Source organism: Dyadobacter ginsengisoli DSM 21015, from assembly GCF_059568735.1.
In genome coordinates this window covers 126,392-146,024 of sequence record NZ_JCANTY010000013.1, presented here as the reverse complement: position 1 = coordinate 146,024, position 19,633 = coordinate 126,392, and the positions used below count along the sequence as shown (strand labels likewise).

18 protein-coding genes are annotated in these 19,633 nt (G+C 47.1%); 8 read left to right on the top strand and 10 right to left on the bottom strand.

The window, feature by feature from the left end; all coding sequences use genetic code 11:
* Positions 1–8: 8 nt before the first annotated feature.
* The gene (locus BP71_RS35460) at positions 9–515 is read right to left on the bottom strand and encodes a cupin domain-containing protein (RefSeq protein ID WP_496386415.1); all 507 of its coding nucleotides are present in this window, start codon (positions 513–515) and stop codon (positions 9–11) included.
* Between the two features lie 143 nt (positions 516–658).
* Between BP71_RS35460 and nudK the strand changes: the two genes are divergently transcribed.
* The gene (nudK, locus tag BP71_RS35455) at positions 659–1,246 is read left to right on the top strand and encodes a GDP-mannose pyrophosphatase NudK (protein WP_496386414.1); all 588 of its coding nucleotides are present in this window, start codon (positions 659–661) and stop codon (positions 1,244–1,246) included.
* Between the two features lie 51 nt (positions 1,247–1,297).
* Here nudK and BP71_RS35450 read toward each other — a convergent pair whose 3' ends face one another.
* The 3 genes from BP71_RS35450 to BP71_RS35440 form a co-directional block, all read right to left on the bottom strand.
* Positions 1,298–1,621: a YtxH domain-containing protein gene (locus BP71_RS35450; protein ID WP_496386413.1), complete on the bottom strand. Its 324-nt coding sequence runs from the start codon at positions 1,619–1,621 to the stop codon at positions 1,298–1,300.
* Between the two features lie 159 nt (positions 1,622–1,780).
* A complete protein-coding gene (locus BP71_RS35445) occupies positions 1,781–2,512 on the bottom strand; it encodes an SIMPL domain-containing protein (RefSeq protein ID WP_496386412.1) in 732 nt (243 codons plus the stop codon).
* A 227-nt stretch (positions 2,513–2,739) separates the two neighbouring features.
* The gene (locus BP71_RS35440; protein WP_496386411.1) at positions 2,740–3,174 is read right to left on the bottom strand and encodes a MarR family winged helix-turn-helix transcriptional regulator; all 435 of its coding nucleotides are present in this window, start codon (positions 3,172–3,174) and stop codon (positions 2,740–2,742) included.
* Between the two features lie 293 nt (positions 3,175–3,467).
* On the opposite strand from BP71_RS35440, the gene BP71_RS35435 reads away from it, so the two are divergent.
* From BP71_RS35435 to BP71_RS35420, 4 genes are all read left to right on the top strand, one after another.
* Positions 3,468–3,641 (top strand): hypothetical protein, encoded by a 174-nt coding sequence (locus BP71_RS35435; RefSeq protein WP_496386410.1) that lies wholly within the window; start codon positions 3,468–3,470, stop codon positions 3,639–3,641.
* A gap of 768 nt (positions 3,642–4,409) precedes the next feature.
* On the top strand, positions 4,410–5,318 hold the full coding sequence (locus BP71_RS35430; protein ID WP_496386409.1) for a glycosyltransferase family 2 protein: 909 nt from the start codon (positions 4,410–4,412) through the stop codon (positions 5,316–5,318).
* A gap of 23 nt (positions 5,319–5,341) precedes the next feature.
* Positions 5,342–5,875 (top strand): cupin domain-containing protein, encoded by a 534-nt coding sequence (locus BP71_RS35425; protein ID WP_496386408.1) that lies wholly within the window; start codon positions 5,342–5,344, stop codon positions 5,873–5,875.
* A gap of 18 nt (positions 5,876–5,893) precedes the next feature.
* Entirely contained in the window at positions 5,894–7,345 is a 1,452-nt protein-coding gene (locus BP71_RS35420) for a lipopolysaccharide biosynthesis protein (RefSeq protein WP_496386407.1), read from the top strand.
* A 55-nt stretch (positions 7,346–7,400) separates the two neighbouring features.
* Here BP71_RS35420 and BP71_RS35415 read toward each other — a convergent pair whose 3' ends face one another.
* The 3 genes from BP71_RS35415 to rpsU form a co-directional block, all read right to left on the bottom strand.
* On the bottom strand, positions 7,401–9,983 hold the full coding sequence (locus BP71_RS35415; RefSeq protein WP_496386406.1) for a phosphoenolpyruvate carboxylase: 2,583 nt from the start codon (positions 9,981–9,983) through the stop codon (positions 7,401–7,403).
* A 66-nt stretch (positions 9,984–10,049) separates the two neighbouring features.
* Positions 10,050–10,922 (bottom strand): tyrosine-type recombinase/integrase, encoded by an 873-nt coding sequence (locus BP71_RS35410; RefSeq protein WP_496386405.1) that lies wholly within the window; start codon positions 10,920–10,922, stop codon positions 10,050–10,052.
* Between the two features lie 107 nt (positions 10,923–11,029).
* Positions 11,030–11,224: a 30S ribosomal protein S21 gene (gene rpsU, locus BP71_RS35405; RefSeq protein ID WP_090154901.1), complete on the bottom strand. Its 195-nt coding sequence runs from the start codon at positions 11,222–11,224 to the stop codon at positions 11,030–11,032.
* Positions 11,225–11,381: 157 nt separating this feature from the next.
* On the opposite strand from rpsU, the gene BP71_RS35400 reads away from it, so the two are divergent.
* Genes BP71_RS35400 through BP71_RS35390 form a run of 3 tightly spaced genes read left to right on the top strand, consistent with a single transcriptional unit; the run spans position 11,382 to position 15,691 of the window.
* Complete coding sequence (locus BP71_RS35400; RefSeq protein WP_496386404.1) at positions 11,382–12,317, top strand: Ppx/GppA phosphatase family protein; 936 nt, start codon at positions 11,382–11,384, stop codon at positions 12,315–12,317.
* Positions 12,318–12,373: 56 nt separating this feature from the next.
* The gene (locus tag BP71_RS35395; protein WP_496386403.1) at positions 12,374–14,953 is read left to right on the top strand and encodes a zinc-dependent metalloprotease; all 2,580 of its coding nucleotides are present in this window, start codon (positions 12,374–12,376) and stop codon (positions 14,951–14,953) included.
* A 57-nt stretch (positions 14,954–15,010) separates the two neighbouring features.
* On the top strand, positions 15,011–15,691 hold the full coding sequence (locus BP71_RS35390) for a peptidoglycan DD-metalloendopeptidase family protein (RefSeq protein WP_496386402.1): 681 nt from the start codon (positions 15,011–15,013) through the stop codon (positions 15,689–15,691).
* A 17-nt stretch (positions 15,692–15,708) separates the two neighbouring features.
* Here the strand turns inward: BP71_RS35390 and BP71_RS35385 are convergent, their stop codons facing one another.
* The 3 genes from BP71_RS35385 to BP71_RS35375 form a co-directional block, all read right to left on the bottom strand.
* Positions 15,709–16,920: an MFS transporter gene (locus BP71_RS35385; RefSeq protein WP_496386401.1), complete on the bottom strand. Its 1,212-nt coding sequence runs from the start codon at positions 16,918–16,920 to the stop codon at positions 15,709–15,711.
* A 107-nt stretch (positions 16,921–17,027) separates the two neighbouring features.
* On the bottom strand, positions 17,028–17,780 hold the full coding sequence (locus BP71_RS35380) for an SDR family NAD(P)-dependent oxidoreductase (RefSeq protein ID WP_496386400.1): 753 nt from the start codon (positions 17,778–17,780) through the stop codon (positions 17,028–17,030).
* Positions 17,781–17,816: 36 nt separating this feature from the next.
* On the bottom strand, positions 17,817–19,520 hold the full coding sequence (locus BP71_RS35375; RefSeq protein WP_496386399.1) for a S41 family peptidase: 1,704 nt from the start codon (positions 19,518–19,520) through the stop codon (positions 17,817–17,819).
* Between the last annotated feature and the right edge of the window lie 113 nt (positions 19,521–19,633).

Sequence of the window (19,633 nt, the reverse complement as noted above, 5' to 3'; positions counted from 1 at the left end):
CGGGCTGATCACACCCTTGTAAGTGCTTCTATCAGTCCGGCATGCTGCGGATATTGCGGGGATAAAATGTCACGCTGCGCCATTTCAAAATCTTCAAAATCAAATCCCGGCGCGACCGTGCAACCCACCAGCGAGTAAGAACTTCCCGCCGCCGGCCTTGATCCAAACCACGCACCGGCAGGTACCATTGCCTGGAACGTTTCCCCTTTATCCGGATCGTTACCCAGTTTGATCGTTTTCAGTTCGCCCGTCACAGGATCGATCACAAAGACATCCAGCGCCTCCCCTGCATAAAAATGCCACATCTCGTCTGATTGAATCCGGTGAAATGCAGAGAAATGATGTGATTCGAGTAAAAAATATATACCTGTTGAATACGCTCTATCGCCATGATAACGAGCCGGTAATGCCACTTTGGGTATTTGTTCCGAGGCGCGGTAAGTTTCAGCGTAGTAGCCGCCCTCGGGATGCGGCAGGAGCTGGTATTTCTCAATCCAATAAGATGCGGGTTTCATAATCAGGAACGGTCTGTGATTTCTACGGTACCGCAAAGTAACTCGCATCCTCAAACATTCACCAATCGCTCATTCTTTTTTGCCGTCAGAAAACATTTGCTTAAATTTGATCATTAATAATCATTTCTAATCATAATTAGTCAATGAAAAATAGCCGGGTTAAAATCGAAACAGAAGAGGTTCTGTCAGACAATTGGTATACACTGCGTAAATACACGTTTGACTACCAGCGCATCGACGGCTCCTGGGAGCGTCAAAGCCGGGAAGCTTACGATCGTGGCAATGGTGCAACGATCCTGCTTTACAACATTGACAAACAGACTGTCGTCCTTACCCGGCAATTCCGGCTGCCTACCTATACCAATGGCAATGACACCGGCATTATGATCGAGGCATGTGCGGGCTTACTCGACAGGGACAATCCCGAGGAATGTATAAAAAGGGAAACTGAAGAAGAGACCGGTTATCAGGTAAAATCGGTCCGGAAAATATTTGAGGCTTATATGTCGCCAGGTTCTGTGACCGAAATTTTGTATTTCTTTGTCGCTGAATACTCCGATGATATGAAGGTTAGCGACGGCGGGGGGTGTGAAACTGAGCAGGAAAACATCGAGGTCATGGAAATTCCATTTCAGCAAGCCATTGACATGGTCGGCAATGGCGAAATCAACGATGCCAAAACGATCATGCTCATCCAATATGCTCAGCTTAATGCGTTGCTAACAAAATAAAAAGGTCGAAGAGCCCGGTAAAACTTAGGCCTTCGACCTCTTATGATGACGCTATGAAATGGGATCGGGGGTTGGCGTAACTTCTGGTTCCGTTGTCGGGGCTTTTCCTGTAAACTTCTCGAAAAGGTCTTTGAAGAATGCCTCCGCATCGGGAAAATTGCTTTTCAATGTCTCGGCTCCTTTTGTCTTAAGTTCTTCGAAATACTCAGGAGCTTTATCAATGGCCCCTTCGGCTTCGGATTTCAGGTTATTCGCCTTCGTTTTCAAGTCTTCCAGAAGCTTTTCTCCCTCTTCGGTCTGAAGGTATTTGTGTGCTGCTACTCCGGCAGCGGCCCCCAGAATGAATGTGGCCAAATGTTTTGCGTTAATGCTCATGATTTCCAGCTACTTAGTTTGAGATTGATAATTAAATTTAAGGAAACTAACGATCGTAACAAAAGAAGCCTCCCACAAATACGGACAAACTAACCAGAAAAAACTGTGCCCGGCGTATGATACACCGGGCACAAATGCGAACCGTCGATGACAAAGCGACTATTTGATTTCGAATGCTGCCTGCATACGGTAGCTTATTTTAATCTTCTGATATTGAACATCGCTATCCTGAACCGTATCGGCAGTTTCCGCAGCAAATGCACGCACATTCGCTTTGGCAAACATAGGCTGGGGGAAATACAAGTTTTCGTCCAGTTCTTTAATTTCCAATACCTTGCCCAGCTTCTGGTCCAGAGCAGCAACCAGGTACTCCGCCTTCGTTTTAGCTGCTTTCAGCGCGTCGATCTTAACTTGCTTTTTGAATTCCTCTTTTTTGGAATGGTCTACGCGGGAAACGTTCGCGTACTGAACGCCTCTGCTCTCCACTTTGGACAGAATACCGTCCAACTTCTCGGCGCTGCTTACTTTCAGCTCATATTGCTTGGCTTCCAGAAAAGTAGCCGGCTTCTTCTTTTTATCTACATAGTTCTGATAACCTCCCACGCCGCTAATGGACAATGCGTCTTTCGGGAGTCCGGCATCAGTAATAGCCTTGATCAGCTGCTTTTCCAATGTGCTGATAATTACCTTGTCCTTTTGGTTTTTCTCGTCCTGGAAATATTCCCGGAGTGAAATGTTAAAGTAAATCTCGTCGGGTACAACCTCCATTTCCGCAAAACCAGCCACTTCTATATTCGGAACCTGAATCTGCTGCTCATATTTGGCTTGTGAAAAAGCGGGTGTCAAAAGAAATGAAGTAAGAAGAGCGCCGAGCAAAAAAATCTTTTTCATGGCTTCATAAATGGATAAAATGAATTGAAATTAACATCCACAGGTCCCTTCCGTCAAAGCTGATTGGGCGGCCCATGTAAATTTTAGATACAAAAACGTACCAAAAGGTTTAATGAGGCGATACTATTTCTGAACATACCAGCGGTTAACTGGCCAAAAGAAAAGTGGAAGAGCGACTTAAACGGCTGTCGCTCTTCCACTTGAGAAAATGATAAAATTTTGTCAGTTCAGGTAAAATTCTGGTAAATAGAATCCATGATCCGCACAAAATGCTGGTAATCGGAGTCGCTCAGGCTCCCCCAGCCTTTCCGGCGTATTTCGGCCACAATGGGAAATGCCTCATTATAGATCACCTCTCCGTTTTTAGTCAGAAACAGATTGAATTTCCGGCGATCGCCTGCAGCAGGCCCGCGCTCTACCAACCCTTTCTTTTCCAGCAAATCGATGATCCTTGTTACGGTCGGAGGATCTTTGAATGTCATTTCGGCCAGTTCATTCTGACTGATGCCCTGCTTCCTGAAAATATGGTCTATAAGCACCCATTGGTCTACCGTCAGATCAAAACCCGCTTCGGTCAACTGCTTTTGTAAGGCATTACGAATCTTTTTGATAGTCGTATCTATCTTAAAAAAATAGGCACGATGATCCGACTGATGTGTCATAATATGAAAGTGGGGTAGAAGTTCGCAAAGAATTGAGTACTAACAGATATAAGCGTTGCCAACAATTCGTCTACTAATAATTGTGAAGAAAAGTTTGGGAATCTCCTGATAACTATCCCCAACCGTTCGAACATTGCAAAGAACCTCACGATCATTTATCAGATCGAGCGCACCCAGCGCTCTTGTTGAGATGCAGAAATAGTGCAAAATTCCAATCGAAATATTACATCAACAACTACTTTTAATGTATGCGCTATGCAAAAACTACTTTACAGTTTCATCCAAACAGTTCTATGTGCCGTACCCGCCTGGATATCCTCGATCAATCCGGAAAGGTCATTGAAATGCTGAAAGACAATCGGACATTTAGTCCCAAAGGCCGGTATTCGGTTAGGATGAAAAGCAAAAACCTCCCTGCTGGCACCTACCTCATTCGACGAATCGGGGAGTGGAGACTTGTCGAGTAATCATCACAAAATAGCCCGTTAACAAATGAAACGTCTGCTAATTATTTGCATAAAGCTCGGCATTGTCGCATTATCAAACGGTTGTTACAAATTCGATACTGTCGGGCCGCTTCCACGCCTTCCAAACTGGGGTTTCCTGACAGCCGACATGAATGGAAGTGATTGGAGCAAGACTTATAAAAACGCCTACCAGGTTACGCACGGAACAATTACTTACGCCGATGAACCACAAGGGCCTAACTTCCATACTGCATACGTCCGAAGGCTACGATCATCAGCAATTGTTATTTCAAAAAATTCCATTTTTTCCACCAACAGGCCGACATAAACTTGTGTCGTCTAACCCTTTTGCTTGTTGCCAGTCCAGCCGTGAACCTCAGGTCGCTTTATACACAATGCTTAGCTACGGCGACGTTGGCGGGGATAGTTACTATGTCTCGGACTCGGAGGATAACTACCTTCAAATCGACAGTTACAACGCTAAGACTAAGGAAATAAAGGGAAGCTTTCAGCTTACGCTGGTAGCCCGGAAGCCCCGCTCATCCGACGCACTACCGGATACTTTACGTTTTCGGAATGGTCGGTTTTATACGAAGATTATGAAGTATAAAGGGAGGGGAGAATGAAAACGTAACCGGAAAACAAAAACCAGATCTATACCCTGCCCTTACACGTATTATATTTCGATTGCTTTAGCCCTCTCCGGGGGATTAGTGACGGCGAATAATACCGATGAGTAAGATACTATAACCTGCTGCTTTCCCATTCATGAGCGGCCCTGTTATCTCTATCATTACAGCGACTTACAATCGTAGCAATATCCTCGTTTATAGTATTCAGTCTGTACTAAATCAGACATTCAAGGACTGGGAGCTGATTGTTGTGGGAGATTGCTGTACCGATGATACGGAGGCCGTCGTCAATGGGTTTAGCGATCCGAGAGTAAGATTTATTAACCTCAAAGAAAATTTTGGCGAGCAATCAGGACCGAATAATGTCGGTTTGAAGCAATCCACAGGCGACTTTATCGCTTTTTTAAATCACGACGATTTGTGGTTTCCTGACCACCTCGAGTATTCACTCTCGGTCTTGGAGTCGTCGCAGGCCGATCTGGTTCTCGCAGGTGGCTTCATTGACCATCATTTGGAACAGCACGATTTTTACCTGAGCGGGGTACTATCGCAAAAATATGGCTATCACCCGTCCTATACGTTCGTTCCGGCCAGCAACTGGCTTTTCAAACGCGAGCTCATCAAAGATGTGGGCTACTGGCGGTCCGCGAGAGAACTCTATCTTGCTCCTTCACACGACTGGCTCAAACGTGTACACGAAGCGGGTAAACGCATCGAGGCGACCAAAAACTTTACAGTTATCGCCCTGCCTTCCAGCTCGCGTAAAAACGCTTACAAGGATCGGCTGTCCCATGACAGCCAATATTATTCCGAACAGCTACGCGACAACCCTCATTTCAGGGAGCAATTAGTGATCAAGCATTTATATCGCTGTTTCGAAGAAAATTATTACGATGAACGAACATATTACTGGCGGTTTTTCACCAAGAGGATCAAAGCCGTATTTATCAAATTGGGATTCAACACGATTGAATTCAATTTGAGAAGAGCTTATGGGAAAGGCGGCCTGATAGCGGCCTATCGTAAAAAAAGGGGACTCAATTAGCTTCTATATCAATCACAAAAACAATGTTACAACCCTCTAAATGGGAAATTGACGGCGCTGTCAAGGACCCTAAAAGTATCACTGCTCAATGGAACCCCTCGAATCTTAACCTGATCGATGGTGTCAAAGTGAAGGAAGTCAAGAATGTGGTCAAGAACAATGGGTTCCTTACCGAAATTTACCGCCAGGACTGGGAGCTTGATAACCTGACCGTAGATCAGATATTCCAGGTTTCGCTCCTGCCGGGAGGCATTTCCGCGTGGCATGCGCACGAGATCACTACCGACCGGATCTTTGTAAATACCGGTCTGATCAAAGTCGTTTTATATGACGCCCGGCAGGAGTCCCCCACTTTTGGACAAATCAACGAATTCAGGTGCGGTGCATTTCGGCCTATGCTGATCATTGTTCCTCCACGGGTATGGCACGGCGTTCAGAACTTCACCAACGAGCATGCTGCGTTGTTGAATATCGTCGACAAAGCTTACCAATACGACGATCCCGATCACTGGCGGATACCGCTGGATTCGAAAGAGATTCCATATACATTTTCCTAATAAGACTAACCGATTCCATTGGAAAACAACGACCCAGATAATTTCGAAAACTCCGTTTTTTCCGGCATTAAGTGGAATCTGATCATTTCTTTTGGCGGGCAACTAAGCAATATCGGCTTTACATTATTGTTGAGCCGGTTGCTGGGCCCTGAGGAGTTCGGTTTACTTGCAGCGGCAATGGCGCTGATGGGGCTGATCGAAACGTTGGGTTCGTTAAGTACTTCCTCCGCGCTGACCCAGCGCCAGGTGCTTTCCGACCAGTTTTATTCAGCAGCATTCCTTGTCACAGGCTCTCTCGCCATTCTGATGATGGGCGCGATTGCGCTTTCATCCTCCTTTCTTGCTTCGTTTTATGACAAGCCACAGCTCAAAGACGTATTCTTGTTGCTGACATTGTCTATCCCATTTCAGGCGCTCGAAGCATTTCCGCTTGCCGAGCTGCAGAGACGTCTCGCATTCGACAAGATCGCGATCGCCTCGTTTCTCAGCATTGCTATCTCGGGAGCCGTGGCAGTGTACATCGCGTTTAAAGGGTACGGGTGGGTCGCATTAGGAATGAGGCTGCTGCTTTTGCAGAGTATCCGGACTGTAGTGTTTTGTGTCTATGCATGGCCGAAATTCAAATTCCGGCCGTCCATGAAGGAGGTAAAAGAACTCCTGCGCTATGGGATACCGCAGTCACTATCGCAGTTTTTATTACTCTTCGGAAGGAAAATTGATGACATACTCATTGGGAAATGGATGGGCACTGCCACGTTGGGGATTTATAGTCTCGCCTACAATCTCTATTTATGGCCAGTTTCCAACATCAAAGGCCGGATCTCCCAGGTGATCTTCGCTGCGCTCTCTAAAATCCAGAATGATCGCGATGCGATGGCTGGTTACTACATGAAGGCGGTTTCGCTTGCGACGCTCATCGGCTTCCCCGTGATTATAGGTTTTGCGGCGGTCTGCGATCTGGCTGTACCGGTTATTATGGGCATCAAATGGATCACGGCGGTTCCAATCCTCCGCATCCTCGGAATTGCTTCATTATTCGAGGTGTGTGTATTTCCGGGTGCCATTTACCAGGCTATCGGTCGTACAAAATCATATTTGAAAATCATCTTCATCACCCGGATGACCGCCGCATTGGGCATTCTGATGGCACTTGTTCTAAACTATGGATTACATGGCGTCGCAGTAAGCATTGTCGTAACCAGTTTCATTGGATTCTTTATCTACAACCATTTTGTCGGAAAAATCATCGCAATATCCCATTCCGCGCTCATGGAGCTGATCGTCAGAAACGGTAGTTTTAGTGTTGTTATGGCGTGTCTTATATTGATATTCCGCTTTTTTTCGACCGGACATTTGTCGAACCCATTCGAACTTGGTTTTTCTCTGGTGATAGGAGCCACCTCCTACTGGTTGCTCATGAAGAAGTTTCACCCGGAAGTTCTCTCCGCGAAACGGTTTAGCCAAAAATAAGACAGGTACCGGCTAAAAAATAACCGGTACCTGTCCTTTTGTTCTATTTTTATTATTACGCCGAATTTCTCGCTGCATTGATAATTCCAAACATAGCCCTGATAATAAGCTGATTATATGTTTCAACATCAACGGGTAGATTCTTCGGATCACCTGCGAGCATCTGCAATGCGTATTGCTGAATCGTAATCAGCGGCAGCACGATCCGTTCACGGGTTTTAATCGAAACCTTCGTAACATTATTGCTGTCGAGGAGCTCTTTCTGGTTTGATACATCCAAAAGCAGTTCGCGCGTCAGCAGGAATTCATCGTACATCTTATCCCAGAATTCGCGGTAATCTTCCTCGTCACGCAGGTATTTGGTAGCAGGAAAAAATGCCTTCGAAAGCGATTGCATCGAGTTTTCGATCAATGTGCGGAAGAAGAGTGACTTCTGGTATAGTTTCTTGATATCATCTAACTTATTCTGCTCGACCAGATGCCGGATTGCGGTTCCAAACCCATAGAACCCGGGGACATTCTGCTTCATCTGAGCCCAGGAGCCTACGAATGGGATCGCACGCAAATCCTCGAATTTCAAGCCCTCGTCATCGTTCCCGCGTTTGGTAGGACGACTTCCAATATTGGTTTGTCCGTAGAAACGCAACGGCGTCTTTTTATCCAGGTACTTCACAAACTTCGGATGGTTTTTCAGATCCAGATAAGAGTTATAGGCGAATTCCGCCATTTCCTCGATCAGGTTTTTGTCATCGTCGTTTAACTCGTCTTCCCTGTCGCCTCTGAAGAGATGATTTTCCAAACCAGCGGTAAATAATCTTTCAAGATTGTACATCGCCGTCGTTACCGTACCATAATTCGAGCTGATCGTCTGCCCTTGTACCGTCAACTGGATTTCCTTATCCTCGATATCCCTGCCCAGTGAAGAGTAGAAGTTGTGGTTGTTACCGCCTCCACGCGCGGGAGGTCCGCCGCGCCCATCGAAGAAAGTCACTTTGATACCAAACTCACGCGAAACCTTCGTTAGTTCTTCCTTCGCCCGGTATATAGACCAGTTGGCGCGTAAGTACCCACCGTCTTTGGTTCCATCAGAAAAGCCTACCATGATCGTCTGGTGATTTTCCCGGTTGTTTAAGTGGTTGCGATAGAATTCATTTTCGTAGAGCGAGCGCATGATATCAGGCGCATTTGCCAGGTCATCCACTGTCTCGAACAACGGTACGACGTCCAGGGCAAGCTTACCGTCTTCATCCGAAATCAGATTCTTGGCCAGCGCTACCACCTGCATCACATTCAATGCTGACGTATTATTGCTAATCACATAACGATGCGCTCCTTTTTCACCATTCTTCTCCTGGATGGTTTTAATAGCCCGGATCGAACCGAGAATATCCTTGGTGAGCGGATCCTCATAATCCTCATCCCGCAATGGAATGTTCAGAGAAAGCAGCATGTCTATCTTTTTCGCTTCATCCCAGCTCTCATAGTCGCTGTATTTCAATAAAGGAATTTTCTTTTCCAGCCTTTTGAGAATGTCCTCCCATGCTTTGCCATGTTTGCGGCTATCCTGACGGACATCCAGGCTTGCGAAGAAAAATCCGAACAGATTCAGTTTCAGAATAAAATTATCGAGCAGCTCGACAAAAAGTCCCTGATGCTTGTTCACCAACACTTCACGTGCTTTCAGGAATTCGTCGATCAGCTCCTGTGCATTTTCATAGCCCTCTTCAAATGGCCCGAAAATCGTGCTGTTCATTTTTCTTTCCGCCAGTGTGATCGCATCCTCCACTCCTTTGAAAGTCAGGCGGCGCTTCAATGTGCGCAGGTCACGGTAATAACCACGCAGAAGCGTTTCCCTCAGGCGCCCAGCCACTTTCAGTGTAATTTCAGGATTTACGAACGGGTTACCATCCCTGTCTCCACCCGGCCAGAAACCCAGACGGAACACATTGGGATACGGCCAGTCGTGAACGCTCATCCCCAAACCGTTGATCAGTTTCTCGAGAATCGAAGGTATTGCATCATAATAAACGTTTTCCAGGAACCAGCACAGGCTGACGGCCTCGTCGAACGGGGTCGGCTTCTCGTGATTAATAAAAGCCGTTTTTCCTAATTGCAGCAAAAGCTGATTGACTTCCGCAAAATCATTTTCCTTGATCGCGTCTTCCAGGTCATTGATAATGCCAAGAACCTTGCCGGAGTAAAACTGCGTCGGATGTGCTGTAAGCACAATGCGAACACTGAAATCTTCCAGTTTTGCGAGCAGCTTCTTTTTAAGTTCATCGTTGTCCAACCTGTCGGTCAGATAGGTCACCGAGCCTTTCCCGGTCAGGTCGTGGGTCTGATCAAATGCAGCGTCCTCCACCGAATCGAAAAGAACCACCTGCCTCTCAATGTACTGGATAAAGGCAAAAAGGAGGTCTGCACGCTCTTTGGGGGTAGCCGTTTCCAGCAGCTCTGAAAAAAAGTGCTCAATGATCTCTTTAGGTGACTTCCCTTCCTGAAATCCCATCTCACTCTGCTGGGTCAGAATCGGAAGCAACGAGCCTGTCTGAAAAATACCGCGGTAGGGCAAGCTCAAAAACAGGCTATTGAAAATATTATACTTCGTTACAACAGCGTCCTGGAAACTATTATTCATAATGGAGTGACGAAATTATATTTTGAAATTTGCACTGAAGGCAAATATACTCTTAAAAAATGGGTTTCAGGCTTTGGGATGCGCTTGTTGATGCGTTTTTTTAAGCTTTTCAATGGAGTTGTGTGTGTAAATCTGCGTGGCCGCCAGGTTGGCATGGCCCAGCAGTTCCTTGATCGCATTCAGATCTGCGCCGCGGTTGAGTAAATGCGTAGCGTAAGTGTGACGCAGCACGTGCGGGCTTTTCTGTGACAGTGTCGTCACCGCGGAAAGATATTGTTTCACCTTCCTTTGGACAAACACAGGGTAAATTTCTTTGAGCGAGTCGGTTAAAAGAAGTACATCCGTGGGCTCAGCAGGCGCTCTCAGTCCGATATACTTTGCCAGCAGTTCCGCCAGTGACGTTGAAACCGGAACAATCCGTTCCTTGGCACGCTTTCCAAACACCCGGATCGTCCTCGCAGGCAGGTTGAGGTCCTTCAACTCCAGACCGACAAGCTCTGCAAGCCGAATCCCACTACCGTAAAGCAGCTCCATAATGACCCTATCCCGGAGCCCCTCAAAATCTTCAGAGAACCCCACTTCCGTAAACAAAAGCTCCATCGATTTTTCTTCGACAAATGCAGGAAGCTTCTTTCGTGTTTTCAGTGCCGCAAGAATTTTGGTAGGATCGCTTTGAATGTGTTTTTTCTTCCTTAAAAAGCTATAATATGTCCGGAGGGAGGCTATTTTTCTGTTAATCGAAGATGGATTGAGCCCTTCTTCCATCAGGCTCACAATCCATGAGCGTAGCATAGGAGACCGGGCAGCTTCGGGCTCGGCACATTCATATTGGTATAGGAGATATTTCTGAAACTGTTCGAGATCAGTGCGATATGATTTGATCGTATGCTCACTGGAGCGCTTTTCGAATTGCAGGAATTCCAGAAACGGAGTTATCATAGTCCTAACATACGGAAAAGAGCCGTCTTATTCAAGACAGCTCTTTTCCGTATGATATGGATACAATAATCCTATAGAAGCCTTTCAGAGAACCATTCCGTCAGGAACTAGTCTTCTAAATGACCGTACGTTTTCTCTTTGTAAACTGCACGCAAAACTTCGAAACGACGCTTTACAGATGGCTTTTCGAAAGCTGTACGGGCACGAAGCTGGCGCATTGTACCAGTTCTTTCAAATTTCTTCTTGTAACGCTTAAGAGCGCGGTCAATCGATTCGTTGTCTTTGATGTTAATAATAAGCATGCTTGCGAATTGTAATGTTCTTTGAATTGGTTTCTGAAATCGGACTGCAAAGAAAAACTATATCCAACAGAAAATCAAGAAATAAGTCGTTAAAATTCGGTTATTTTTGTATTCATTGCATTGAGAAGAAAGTCATTAACAACTGAAACAGCCCGATATGAGTTCGAGACTGGGAATAATTGATTTAGGCACGAACACTTTTCACCTGCTTATCGCGGAACAAAACAGCGGCCGCTTCAAGACCGTTTTCCACGAAAGCCGGCCCGCGCGTATTGGTATGGGGGGTATCAACAGGCGGATTATCACCCCGGAAGCGCTCGACCGCGCATTGAACGTACTCACCTATTTCCGGGAAAAACTCGATTCCTTTGAAGTTTTACCGGATAATACATTCGCATTTGGTACCAGCGCCATCCGTAATGCAGACAATAAACATGAATTCTGCTCAGAGATTCTCCATAAAACCAACATTACCGTCACAGTAATCGACGGCAACCGGGAGGCGGAGTACATTTATTATGGCGTAAGGCATGGAGCCGATATCGGCGATCAACCTTCCCTGATTATGGACATCGGCGGTGGCAGCGTCGAATTTATCATTGGCAACCGTTCGCAAATATTCTGGAAGCAGAGCTTCGAAATCGGTGGGCAACGGCTCATGGAAAAGTTCATGCGCAATGACCCTCTTTCCCAGGCCGACCGCAAGAGCCTTTACAACCACTTCGAAGAAAATCTGATTCCACTGGCAAACGCCGTTCATCAGTATGCGCCCATGAAGCTGGTAGGGTCTTCAGGAACGTTCGACACCCTCGTCGACATCGATTTCCATTACCGTACGAACAACTGGCCGCCCGCTTCCCAAACCGACTTTAACATTCCTCTTGAAGAATTTTACCGGGCATATGCCCTGATCCTTTCTGCAAACCATGACGAGCGTTTACTCATTCCCGGGATGATCGAATTACGCGTGGATATGATCGTCGTGGCCGTTTGCCTCATTGATTATATACTAAAAACTTACGGAATCCGCGCCATGCAGGTTTCCAAATATGCGCTCAAGGAAGGTGTACTTGCTGAACTAATGGCCCGGTAAACCTCATGGACCCTCTTTTAGTTAAAATATACTTTTTCCAAAACCAAACCAACTCTATGCGATTAATACGCTACCTTCTCCTCTCGGTGCTGGCGCTACTTTACGTAAACGATGCCCAAGCCCAACGAAAGAAAAAGAAAGACAAGCAGGAAGACGTTAAGATTGACAAAGCCGTGGATGCCGTTGCCACCGCTGTCAAAGACAAACTAAAAGAAGACAAAAAAAAAGGGCCAAAAGCCTTTAAAGACCTGATCGACACCAGCGCCATAAGCCAGCAGGGAATGATTTCTGTCCATAAGCTGGACGACAAATGGTACTTCGAAATACCCGATTCGCTATTAAATCGGGACATTATGGCTGTTACCCGCTATTCCAAAACCGCGGCGGGTGGCGGGATTTTCGGAGGTGAGGAGGTGAACCGCCAGATGATCCGCTGGGAAAAAGGCATGGATAATAACTTGCTGCTCCGGTCGGTCACGATTGTCGTTACCAGTCCGGACAGCACCAAGCCGATATTCCAGGCTGTGAAAAACTCCAACTCCGATCCCATCATCGGCGTTTTTGACATTAAGGCTTTGAAAAAAGATCTCGGGGCTAAATCCTCGGTGATAGACGTGACCGAGTTCTTCAACTCCGATAACCAGGTATTCTCCCTCAGCTCAATCAGCAAACAGCTCCTCAAACTGGCTGCATTTAAGAAAGAAGCCTCTTTTATCGAAAAAATCAGCAGCTTTCCCATCAATACGGAAATCCGGTCGGTGAAAACTTTCGCCGTCACGCCACAGTTGCTTACACCCACGCCCGTACCATCTGTCGGGCAATATCTGCCATCCGGCCTCGACGCAGGCGTAGTGACTTTTGAAATGAACACATCACTGATCCTCCTTCCGAAATCTCCCATGAGAAAGCGGATTTTTGATAGCCGTGTGGGCTTTTTTGCCAATCAGTATGCTACTTTCAGTGAAGAATCACAGCGCTCCGACACCGAAGTTTTCGCAGTTAGATGGCGCCTGGAGCCGAAGAATGCGGAAGATGCCCGCAGGCAGAAAAATGGAGAGCTGATAGAACCCAAGAAACCTATCGTCTATTACATTGATCCTGCCACTCCGGAAAAATGGCGCAAATACCTGAAAGCAGGTGTGGACGACTGGCAGGTCGCCTTTGAAAAAGCGGGGTGGAAGAATGCAATCCGGGGAGAATACTGGCCGGAGAAAGACACAACAATGAGCCTGGAAGATGCGCGTTATTCCGTGATCCGGTACTTTGCAGCCGACATTCAGAACGCGTACGGACCGAATGTACACGACCCCCGCAGCGGTGAAATCCTGGAAAGCCACATTGGCTGGTATCACAATGTAATGCGGTTACTCCGCAACTGGTACATTATCCAGGCCGGTGCCGTCGACCCCAAAGCACGCGGCAAAAAATTTGACGATGAACTGATGGGTCAGCTGGTTCGCTTTGTATCATCTCACGAGATCGGGCACACACTGGGCCTCCGCCATAACATGGGTGCCAGCTCCGCTACACCGGTTGAAAAGCTACGTGACAAAGCATGGGTGGAAGAACACGGACACACCTCGTCTATTATGGACTACGCGCGGTTCAACTATGTGGCACAGCCGGAAGACGGCGTAACCAACCTGTTCCCGAGAATTGGCGACTATGATAAATGGGCTATTCAGTGGGGTTACAGCAATTTCTCAGATGCCAAGGATACCGATGCTGAGAAAGTAATGCTAAACAACATGACGAAAACTGCTTACAAAGATTCACGACTACATTTTGGTACGGAAATCAGCCCATACGACCCACGTTACCAGACCGAAGACCTGGGTGACAATGCCATGAAAGCGTCCGAATATGGTATCAAAAACCTGAAACGTATTACTCCGAATCTGATCGAATGGAGCAAGGAAGATGGCGAGAGCTATAAAGAGCTGGATGAGATCTATGGCAATGTAGTGACCCAATACCGCCGCTACCTGGGCCATGTCATCAAAAATGTGGGAGGAATTTACGATACGCCGACGACCTACGACATGGAGGGGCCGACTTTTGCAACAGTACCCAAAGCTACGCAAAAGGAGGCCGTCGAGTTTTTGAACAACCAGCTGTTCAAAACCCCAACGTGGCTGCTCGACCAGAATATTCTCAATAAGGTCAAACCTGAAACCGGAGTAGAGGCGATTAAGGCACTGCAGGAGTTTGCATTAACCTCCCTTTTCGCCGGTGACCGGGCAGTAAGATTGATGGAAACCGGTCTCTCCGCTAAAAACTATACATTGGACGACCTGTTCACGGATCTTGAAACGGGAATCTGGTCAGAAGCCAAAGCTGGCAAGCCAATCGATCTTTATCGCAGAAATCTTCAAAAAGTATATGCTGAAAAACTGATCTCGCTTTTGAAACCGGGAAGAGCCAACGTCCTGTCCATTCCGGTTGGTATTACCTATGGATTTTCGTCGAGGAGCGTAGAACTTGAAAAGACCGACCTGCCGTCCGTAGCAAGAGCACATTTGGAAAGTTTGAAAAGCACCCTGGCTAGTGCAGCAGCCAGAAGCACGGACAAAAACACACGTTACCATTTGCAAGACGTATCACAGCGCATTAAACAGGCCCTGGATCCGAAATAATGTTTCTGAATCTGGCAAGTCGTAGTGGCTTGCCAGGTTTGCTTAAGACAAATTCATATGTCCGAGTTGATTCAAATTCTTCGCCGGTACCCGACATTCCACGAGATTATCCGGAACAACAAACCGTACAAAAAGCTTGATTTTACAGCAGGCAATGAAGATCTAATGGCTCGCGACCTTTCAGAAACAAGCATTTTCTCCGACTACGTTTTCAATGAGCTGCTGGCCGGAAATACATTCAACGGAATTGGTGGATATGGAGAAGACCGGGTCATTTACAGGCATAGGAAGCATTTCACCCAACATTCAGAAAAACCCAGAAGCATCCACCTGGGAGTCGACATCTGGACTGATGCCGGAGAGCCATTGTACTCACCGCTCGACGGTACCGTGCATAGCTTCGCATTCAACGATCACTACGGTGATTACGGGCCTACGATTATCCTCTCCCATGAACTGTCCGGAGTTTCGTTTTTCACCCTTTACGGGCATTTATCGCTTGGCTCTCTCGAGAACCTTTACACTGGCAAGCCTATCAAGGGAGGCGAACGCTTTGCTTCCGTCGGACCTTACCCGGAAAATGGCGATTGGCCGCCACATCTCCATTTTCAGATCATCAGCGAAATAGGCGATTATCTGGGCGATTTTCCTGGTGTCAGCAGCGTTCAGGACCGGAATTACTACCTGGCACTGTGTCCTGATCCTGATTTAATTTTGAGGATTAACAGCAATCTGTAAGCGTACTCATTTGTATACTAAGACCGTTTTTCCAAATTAGGCAAAAATCCCGTCAACAAACCGATCAACGGCAGGAAAGAACAGATCCAGAACACGTATTCGATGCTGGTTTTATCGGCAAGTGTTCCCAGGATAGCCGAACCGATACCGGCAATGCCAAATGCAAATCCGAAGAATAGGCCCGCGATCATCCCGACCTTTCCGGGAATCAGCTCCTGTGCATATACGAGTATCGCCGAGAACGCAGAAGAAAGGATCAATCCAATAATACAGCTCAGTACACCCGTCCAAAACAAATCGACGTAAGGCAGTAGCAATGCGAACGGCGCTGCACCCAGGATCGAAATCCAGATCACATACTTCCGGCCGATTCTGTCCCCTACCGGCCCGCCCACGAAGGTGCCAGCCGCCACGGCAAAAAGGAAAGCAAACAAATAGATCTGTGAACTCTGGATAGACACTCCGAATTTATGGATCAGATAAAAAGTGAAATAGCTCGAAATACTGGCCATATAAATGTACTTCGAGAAAATCAGGAGCAACAGAATCGCGATCGATACCACTACCTTGCTTTTAGAAATATGCCGCTCCTGTCTCACTGCCCCGGAAGCTTTTTTTACGACGCCACCCAGGTTTTGTTTGTACCAACCGCCTACCCATGAAAGAATGACAATGGCGAGGAGCGCCACCAGAGAAAACCAGATCACCTGAAAACGACCATAAGGCAACAGAATCAGTGCCGCGAGCAAAGGCCCCAGCGAGCTACCTGCATTACCACCCACCTGAAAGAGGGACTGCGCCATCCCATGCTTACCCCCAGACGCCATGCGTGCAACACGGGAAGCTTCCGGATGAAAAACGGCGGACCCTATTCCGATCAACCCCACGGACAACAACACGATGTTGAAACTGTCGGCCAGCGAAAGTGAGATCAGCCCCAGTAATGTAAAACACATGCCGACCGCCAATGCGTAAGGCTGTGGCCGTTTGTCGGTGAATGAACCTACCAGTGGTTGAAAAACCGATGCGCTCACCTGAAATGTGAATGTAATCAGGCCGATCTGAGAAAAATTGAGCTGGAACGACTCTTTCACCATCGGGTAAATGGATGGGATAAGGGACTGCATCGTATCGTTCAGCAAATGCGAGAAGCTCAGGGCCAGCAGAATGGGAAATACAGTTTCAGAGGAAGAAACCGTGGTAGCGGAACTTTGGTTGACACTTTTCATAAACATTCGATTACTTCTGACTTCCATAAAGTGGAAGTTAGAAGTCAAAAAAGAATGACAAAGGTATCAATTCCACTCCGGATGAGGATAAAAAGCCAAATAAAATTCTATTTTCGATGAATGGTAGTTGCGGCGGATTGTGCTCCGGCGAGGATCGTAATATCGGCAATCGTAACGCGGCCAGGCGCATTAACTGCATACAGGATTGCATCAGCTATATCACCGGCTTGCAGCGGCTCAAAACCTTGATACACCTTGTCCGCTCTGTCCTCATCTCCCTTGAACCTTACAAGTGAAAACTCGGTTTCGACAGCTCCGGGAGCCACGTTGGTAACTTTCACACCGTGTTGTGTCAGTTCGAGTCGCATTCCTTCGCTGATAACCTCAACCGCCGCTTTGGAGGCACAATAAACGGCTCCATTTGCATAAGTCTGTTTACCGGCAATGGAACTGATGTTGACAATATGGCCCTTGCCACGTTCCAGAAGCAATGGGATAATGGCTTTGGAAACATAAAGAAGCCCTTTTACATTGCCGTCGATCATCGCGTCCCAATCTTCCGTATCACCCTGATCCAGGGTCCCCAGGCCGTGCGCATTGCCTGCATTGTTGACCAGGATATCGATATTTTTCCACTCATCCGGGAGAGAATTTACCATGGCGGACACCTCTCCGTTGTTACGGACATCAAAAATCAACGTCGTTACTTTCACACGGGCAGAAAGCTCCGCGGCCACCTCATCAAGCCGATCTTTGCGGCGGCCACACAAAATGAGGTCTATTCCGGCTCCGGCAAACGCTTCTGCCGTGGCCTTTCCTATACCGGACGTAGCTCCGGTAATAAATGCAATACGGGACATTGAGATATGGATTCGTTACTGAATTGTGGAGTGATACTATTTTCTTTCTTTGGGAATGTTCAAGCTGCTGAATTTACCTTTCTCCAGCTGTGCTGCCTGGCTAAAAAGTTGTACCGCCTGCTGGTAGACATTATCGGTCGGGTTAAGCACCTGGAAGACCTCATTATTCAGACCGCTCTTCTGCTTCCTTCCCCATACATAACGGCCAATGATGGCTTTGGTTTGTGAAGTAATGATTGATTTCGAAAGGTTCAATTCCTTTTCATTGGGCTTTATTCCCGATTTCGACGCGTCTTTGACCAGCTCGGCCAACATGGCATCAGATATTTGGAAAGACTTCAGAAACTCGCTGAAAGGCTGTTTTTCCAGCTTTTTCTGGTTCTCGTTTGCATACCGCAATGCATATTCACGGATAATGTTCTTCGAATATAGCTCAAACAAGTACTTACTGTTCATCAATGTGTCTTTGGCAACAAAGATATCAGGTGTGATGCCGCCGCCGCCATACACAATACGACCGCCGTCCGTCTTGTACACCTTGCTCTTATCAAACTTGATACTATCCGCATTGAACAGCTCTCCGCTTTCATAGCGATGGCTAAGGTCCTGGCTGTAATCTTCGCCCTTACCCATTTCGTAAGGTTTCTGAATGCTCCGGCCGCTTGGTGTGTAATATCTCGAAATCGTTAAGCGTAACTCGGAGCCATCCGACAGTTTGATCGGCATTTGTACCAAACCCTTTCCGTAGGATCTTCTGCCTACCACTAGTGCCCGGTCGTGATCCTGCAATGCACCTGCAAGGATTTCGGAAGCGGAAGCGCTGCCTTCGTCCACCAGGACGATCAGCGGTCCCTGCTCAAAAAGGCCGTCGACGTGAGAACGTGTCTTACGGTCGAAACGGCTGTCTTTCCCTTCGGTATAGACCAGCAATTTATCTCCTGAAATGAATTCGTCGGCCATACTGGTGGCTCGCTCCATGTAGCCTCCGGGGTTGCCGCGTAAGTCAAGGATCAGGTTTTTAAGCCCGCCCGCTTTCAATGTTTTCAATGCTGATTTAAACTCGTCAAAGGTAGTTTCGGAAAAACGACTTACTTTGATATACCCGATTTCCTGGTCGACCATGTAGGCGGCGTCCACCGAATAGGTCGGAATACGGTCACGAACTACTGCGAAATTCATCTTGTCCTTCAATCCCACCCGCTCAATAGCCAAATCGACTTTTGTACCTCTTTTACCTCTTAGAAGTTTATAAACCTGCGCATTGGTAACCCCAGGGCCCGAAAGATTCTCTTTATTGACAGAGATAATACGGTCACCGCTCTGAATACCGGCTGCCTCCGAAGGCCCTCCACTCAGCGGCGTAACTACGTAAACCGTATCATTATAAATATTGAACTCGACGCCAATCCCATCGAAGCCAGATTCCAGCTGCGACCGAGCCGCCGTAGCCTCTTCCGCATTGAAGTACGCAGTATGCGGATCGAGTTTTTCCAGCATTTTGGAGATTGAAAAATCCACCAGTTCATCGGTATTGACCGAGTCCACATAGTTGTTTTCCACAAGCATCAGCACCTCCCGGAATTTGCCATATCCTTTTGCGACATCCGAGAGCTTCCGTCCACCACTGAAAAAGGTGCTTCCCAGCAGAACACCCGCCGCCAGCGTGATCGCAATAATAATAGGCAGGCGCACTACGGATCTTGAATTCTGTATAGGGGTCTGGGGGTTTTCTGAGTTCATACCTGTTCAAATTAGGAGTATGGAATGTGCGTTGCCTGAGGTATATTTTCGCTAACGTGAATTAAACAATTTTGGTTGCGGAATGCAAGTACTGCGGTCCCTCGGCGATCAAA

Coding starts and splice junctions, on each gene's coding strand:
- BP71_RS35380 (WP_496386400.1), bottom strand. CDS start 17,780: ATGTCCCGTATTGCATTTATTACCGGAGCTACGTCCGGTATAGGAAAG.
- BP71_RS35450 (WP_496386413.1), bottom strand. CDS start 1,621: ATGAGCATTAACGCAAAACATTTGGCCACATTCATTCTGGGGGCCGCT.
- BP71_RS35400 (WP_496386404.1), top strand. CDS start 11,382: ATGAGTTCGAGACTGGGAATAATTGATTTAGGCACGAACACTTTTCAC.
- BP71_RS35395 (WP_496386403.1), top strand. CDS start 12,374: ATGCGATTAATACGCTACCTTCTCCTCTCGGTGCTGGCGCTACTTTAC.
- BP71_RS35385 (WP_496386401.1), bottom strand. CDS start 16,920: ATGAAAAGTGTCAACCAAAGTTCCGCTACCACGGTTTCTTCCTCTGAA.
- BP71_RS35425 (WP_496386408.1), top strand. CDS start 5,342: ATGTTACAACCCTCTAAATGGGAAATTGACGGCGCTGTCAAGGACCCT.
- BP71_RS35390 (WP_496386402.1), top strand. CDS start 15,011: ATGTCCGAGTTGATTCAAATTCTTCGCCGGTACCCGACATTCCACGAG.
- BP71_RS35435 (WP_496386410.1), top strand. CDS start 3,468: ATGTGCCGTACCCGCCTGGATATCCTCGATCAATCCGGAAAGGTCATT.
- BP71_RS35375 (WP_496386399.1), bottom strand. CDS start 19,520: ATGAACTCAGAAAACCCCCAGACCCCTATACAGAATTCAAGATCCGTA.
- BP71_RS35440 (WP_496386411.1), bottom strand. CDS start 3,174: ATGACACATCAGTCGGATCATCGTGCCTATTTTTTTAAGATAGATACG.
- BP71_RS35415 (WP_496386406.1), bottom strand. CDS start 9,983: ATGAATAATAGTTTCCAGGACGCTGTTGTAACGAAGTATAATATTTTC.
- BP71_RS35410 (WP_496386405.1), bottom strand. CDS start 10,922: ATGATAACTCCGTTTCTGGAATTCCTGCAATTCGAAAAGCGCTCCAGT.
- BP71_RS35430 (WP_496386409.1), top strand. CDS start 4,410: ATGAGCGGCCCTGTTATCTCTATCATTACAGCGACTTACAATCGTAGC.
- nudK (WP_496386414.1), top strand. CDS start 659: ATGAAAAATAGCCGGGTTAAAATCGAAACAGAAGAGGTTCTGTCAGAC.
- BP71_RS35445 (WP_496386412.1), bottom strand. CDS start 2,512: ATGAAAAAGATTTTTTTGCTCGGCGCTCTTCTTACTTCATTTCTTTTG.
- BP71_RS35460 (WP_496386415.1), bottom strand. CDS start 515: ATGAAACCCGCATCTTATTGGATTGAGAAATACCAGCTCCTGCCGCAT.
- rpsU (WP_090154901.1), bottom strand. CDS start 11,224: ATGCTTATTATTAACATCAAAGACAACGAATCGATTGACCGCGCTCTT.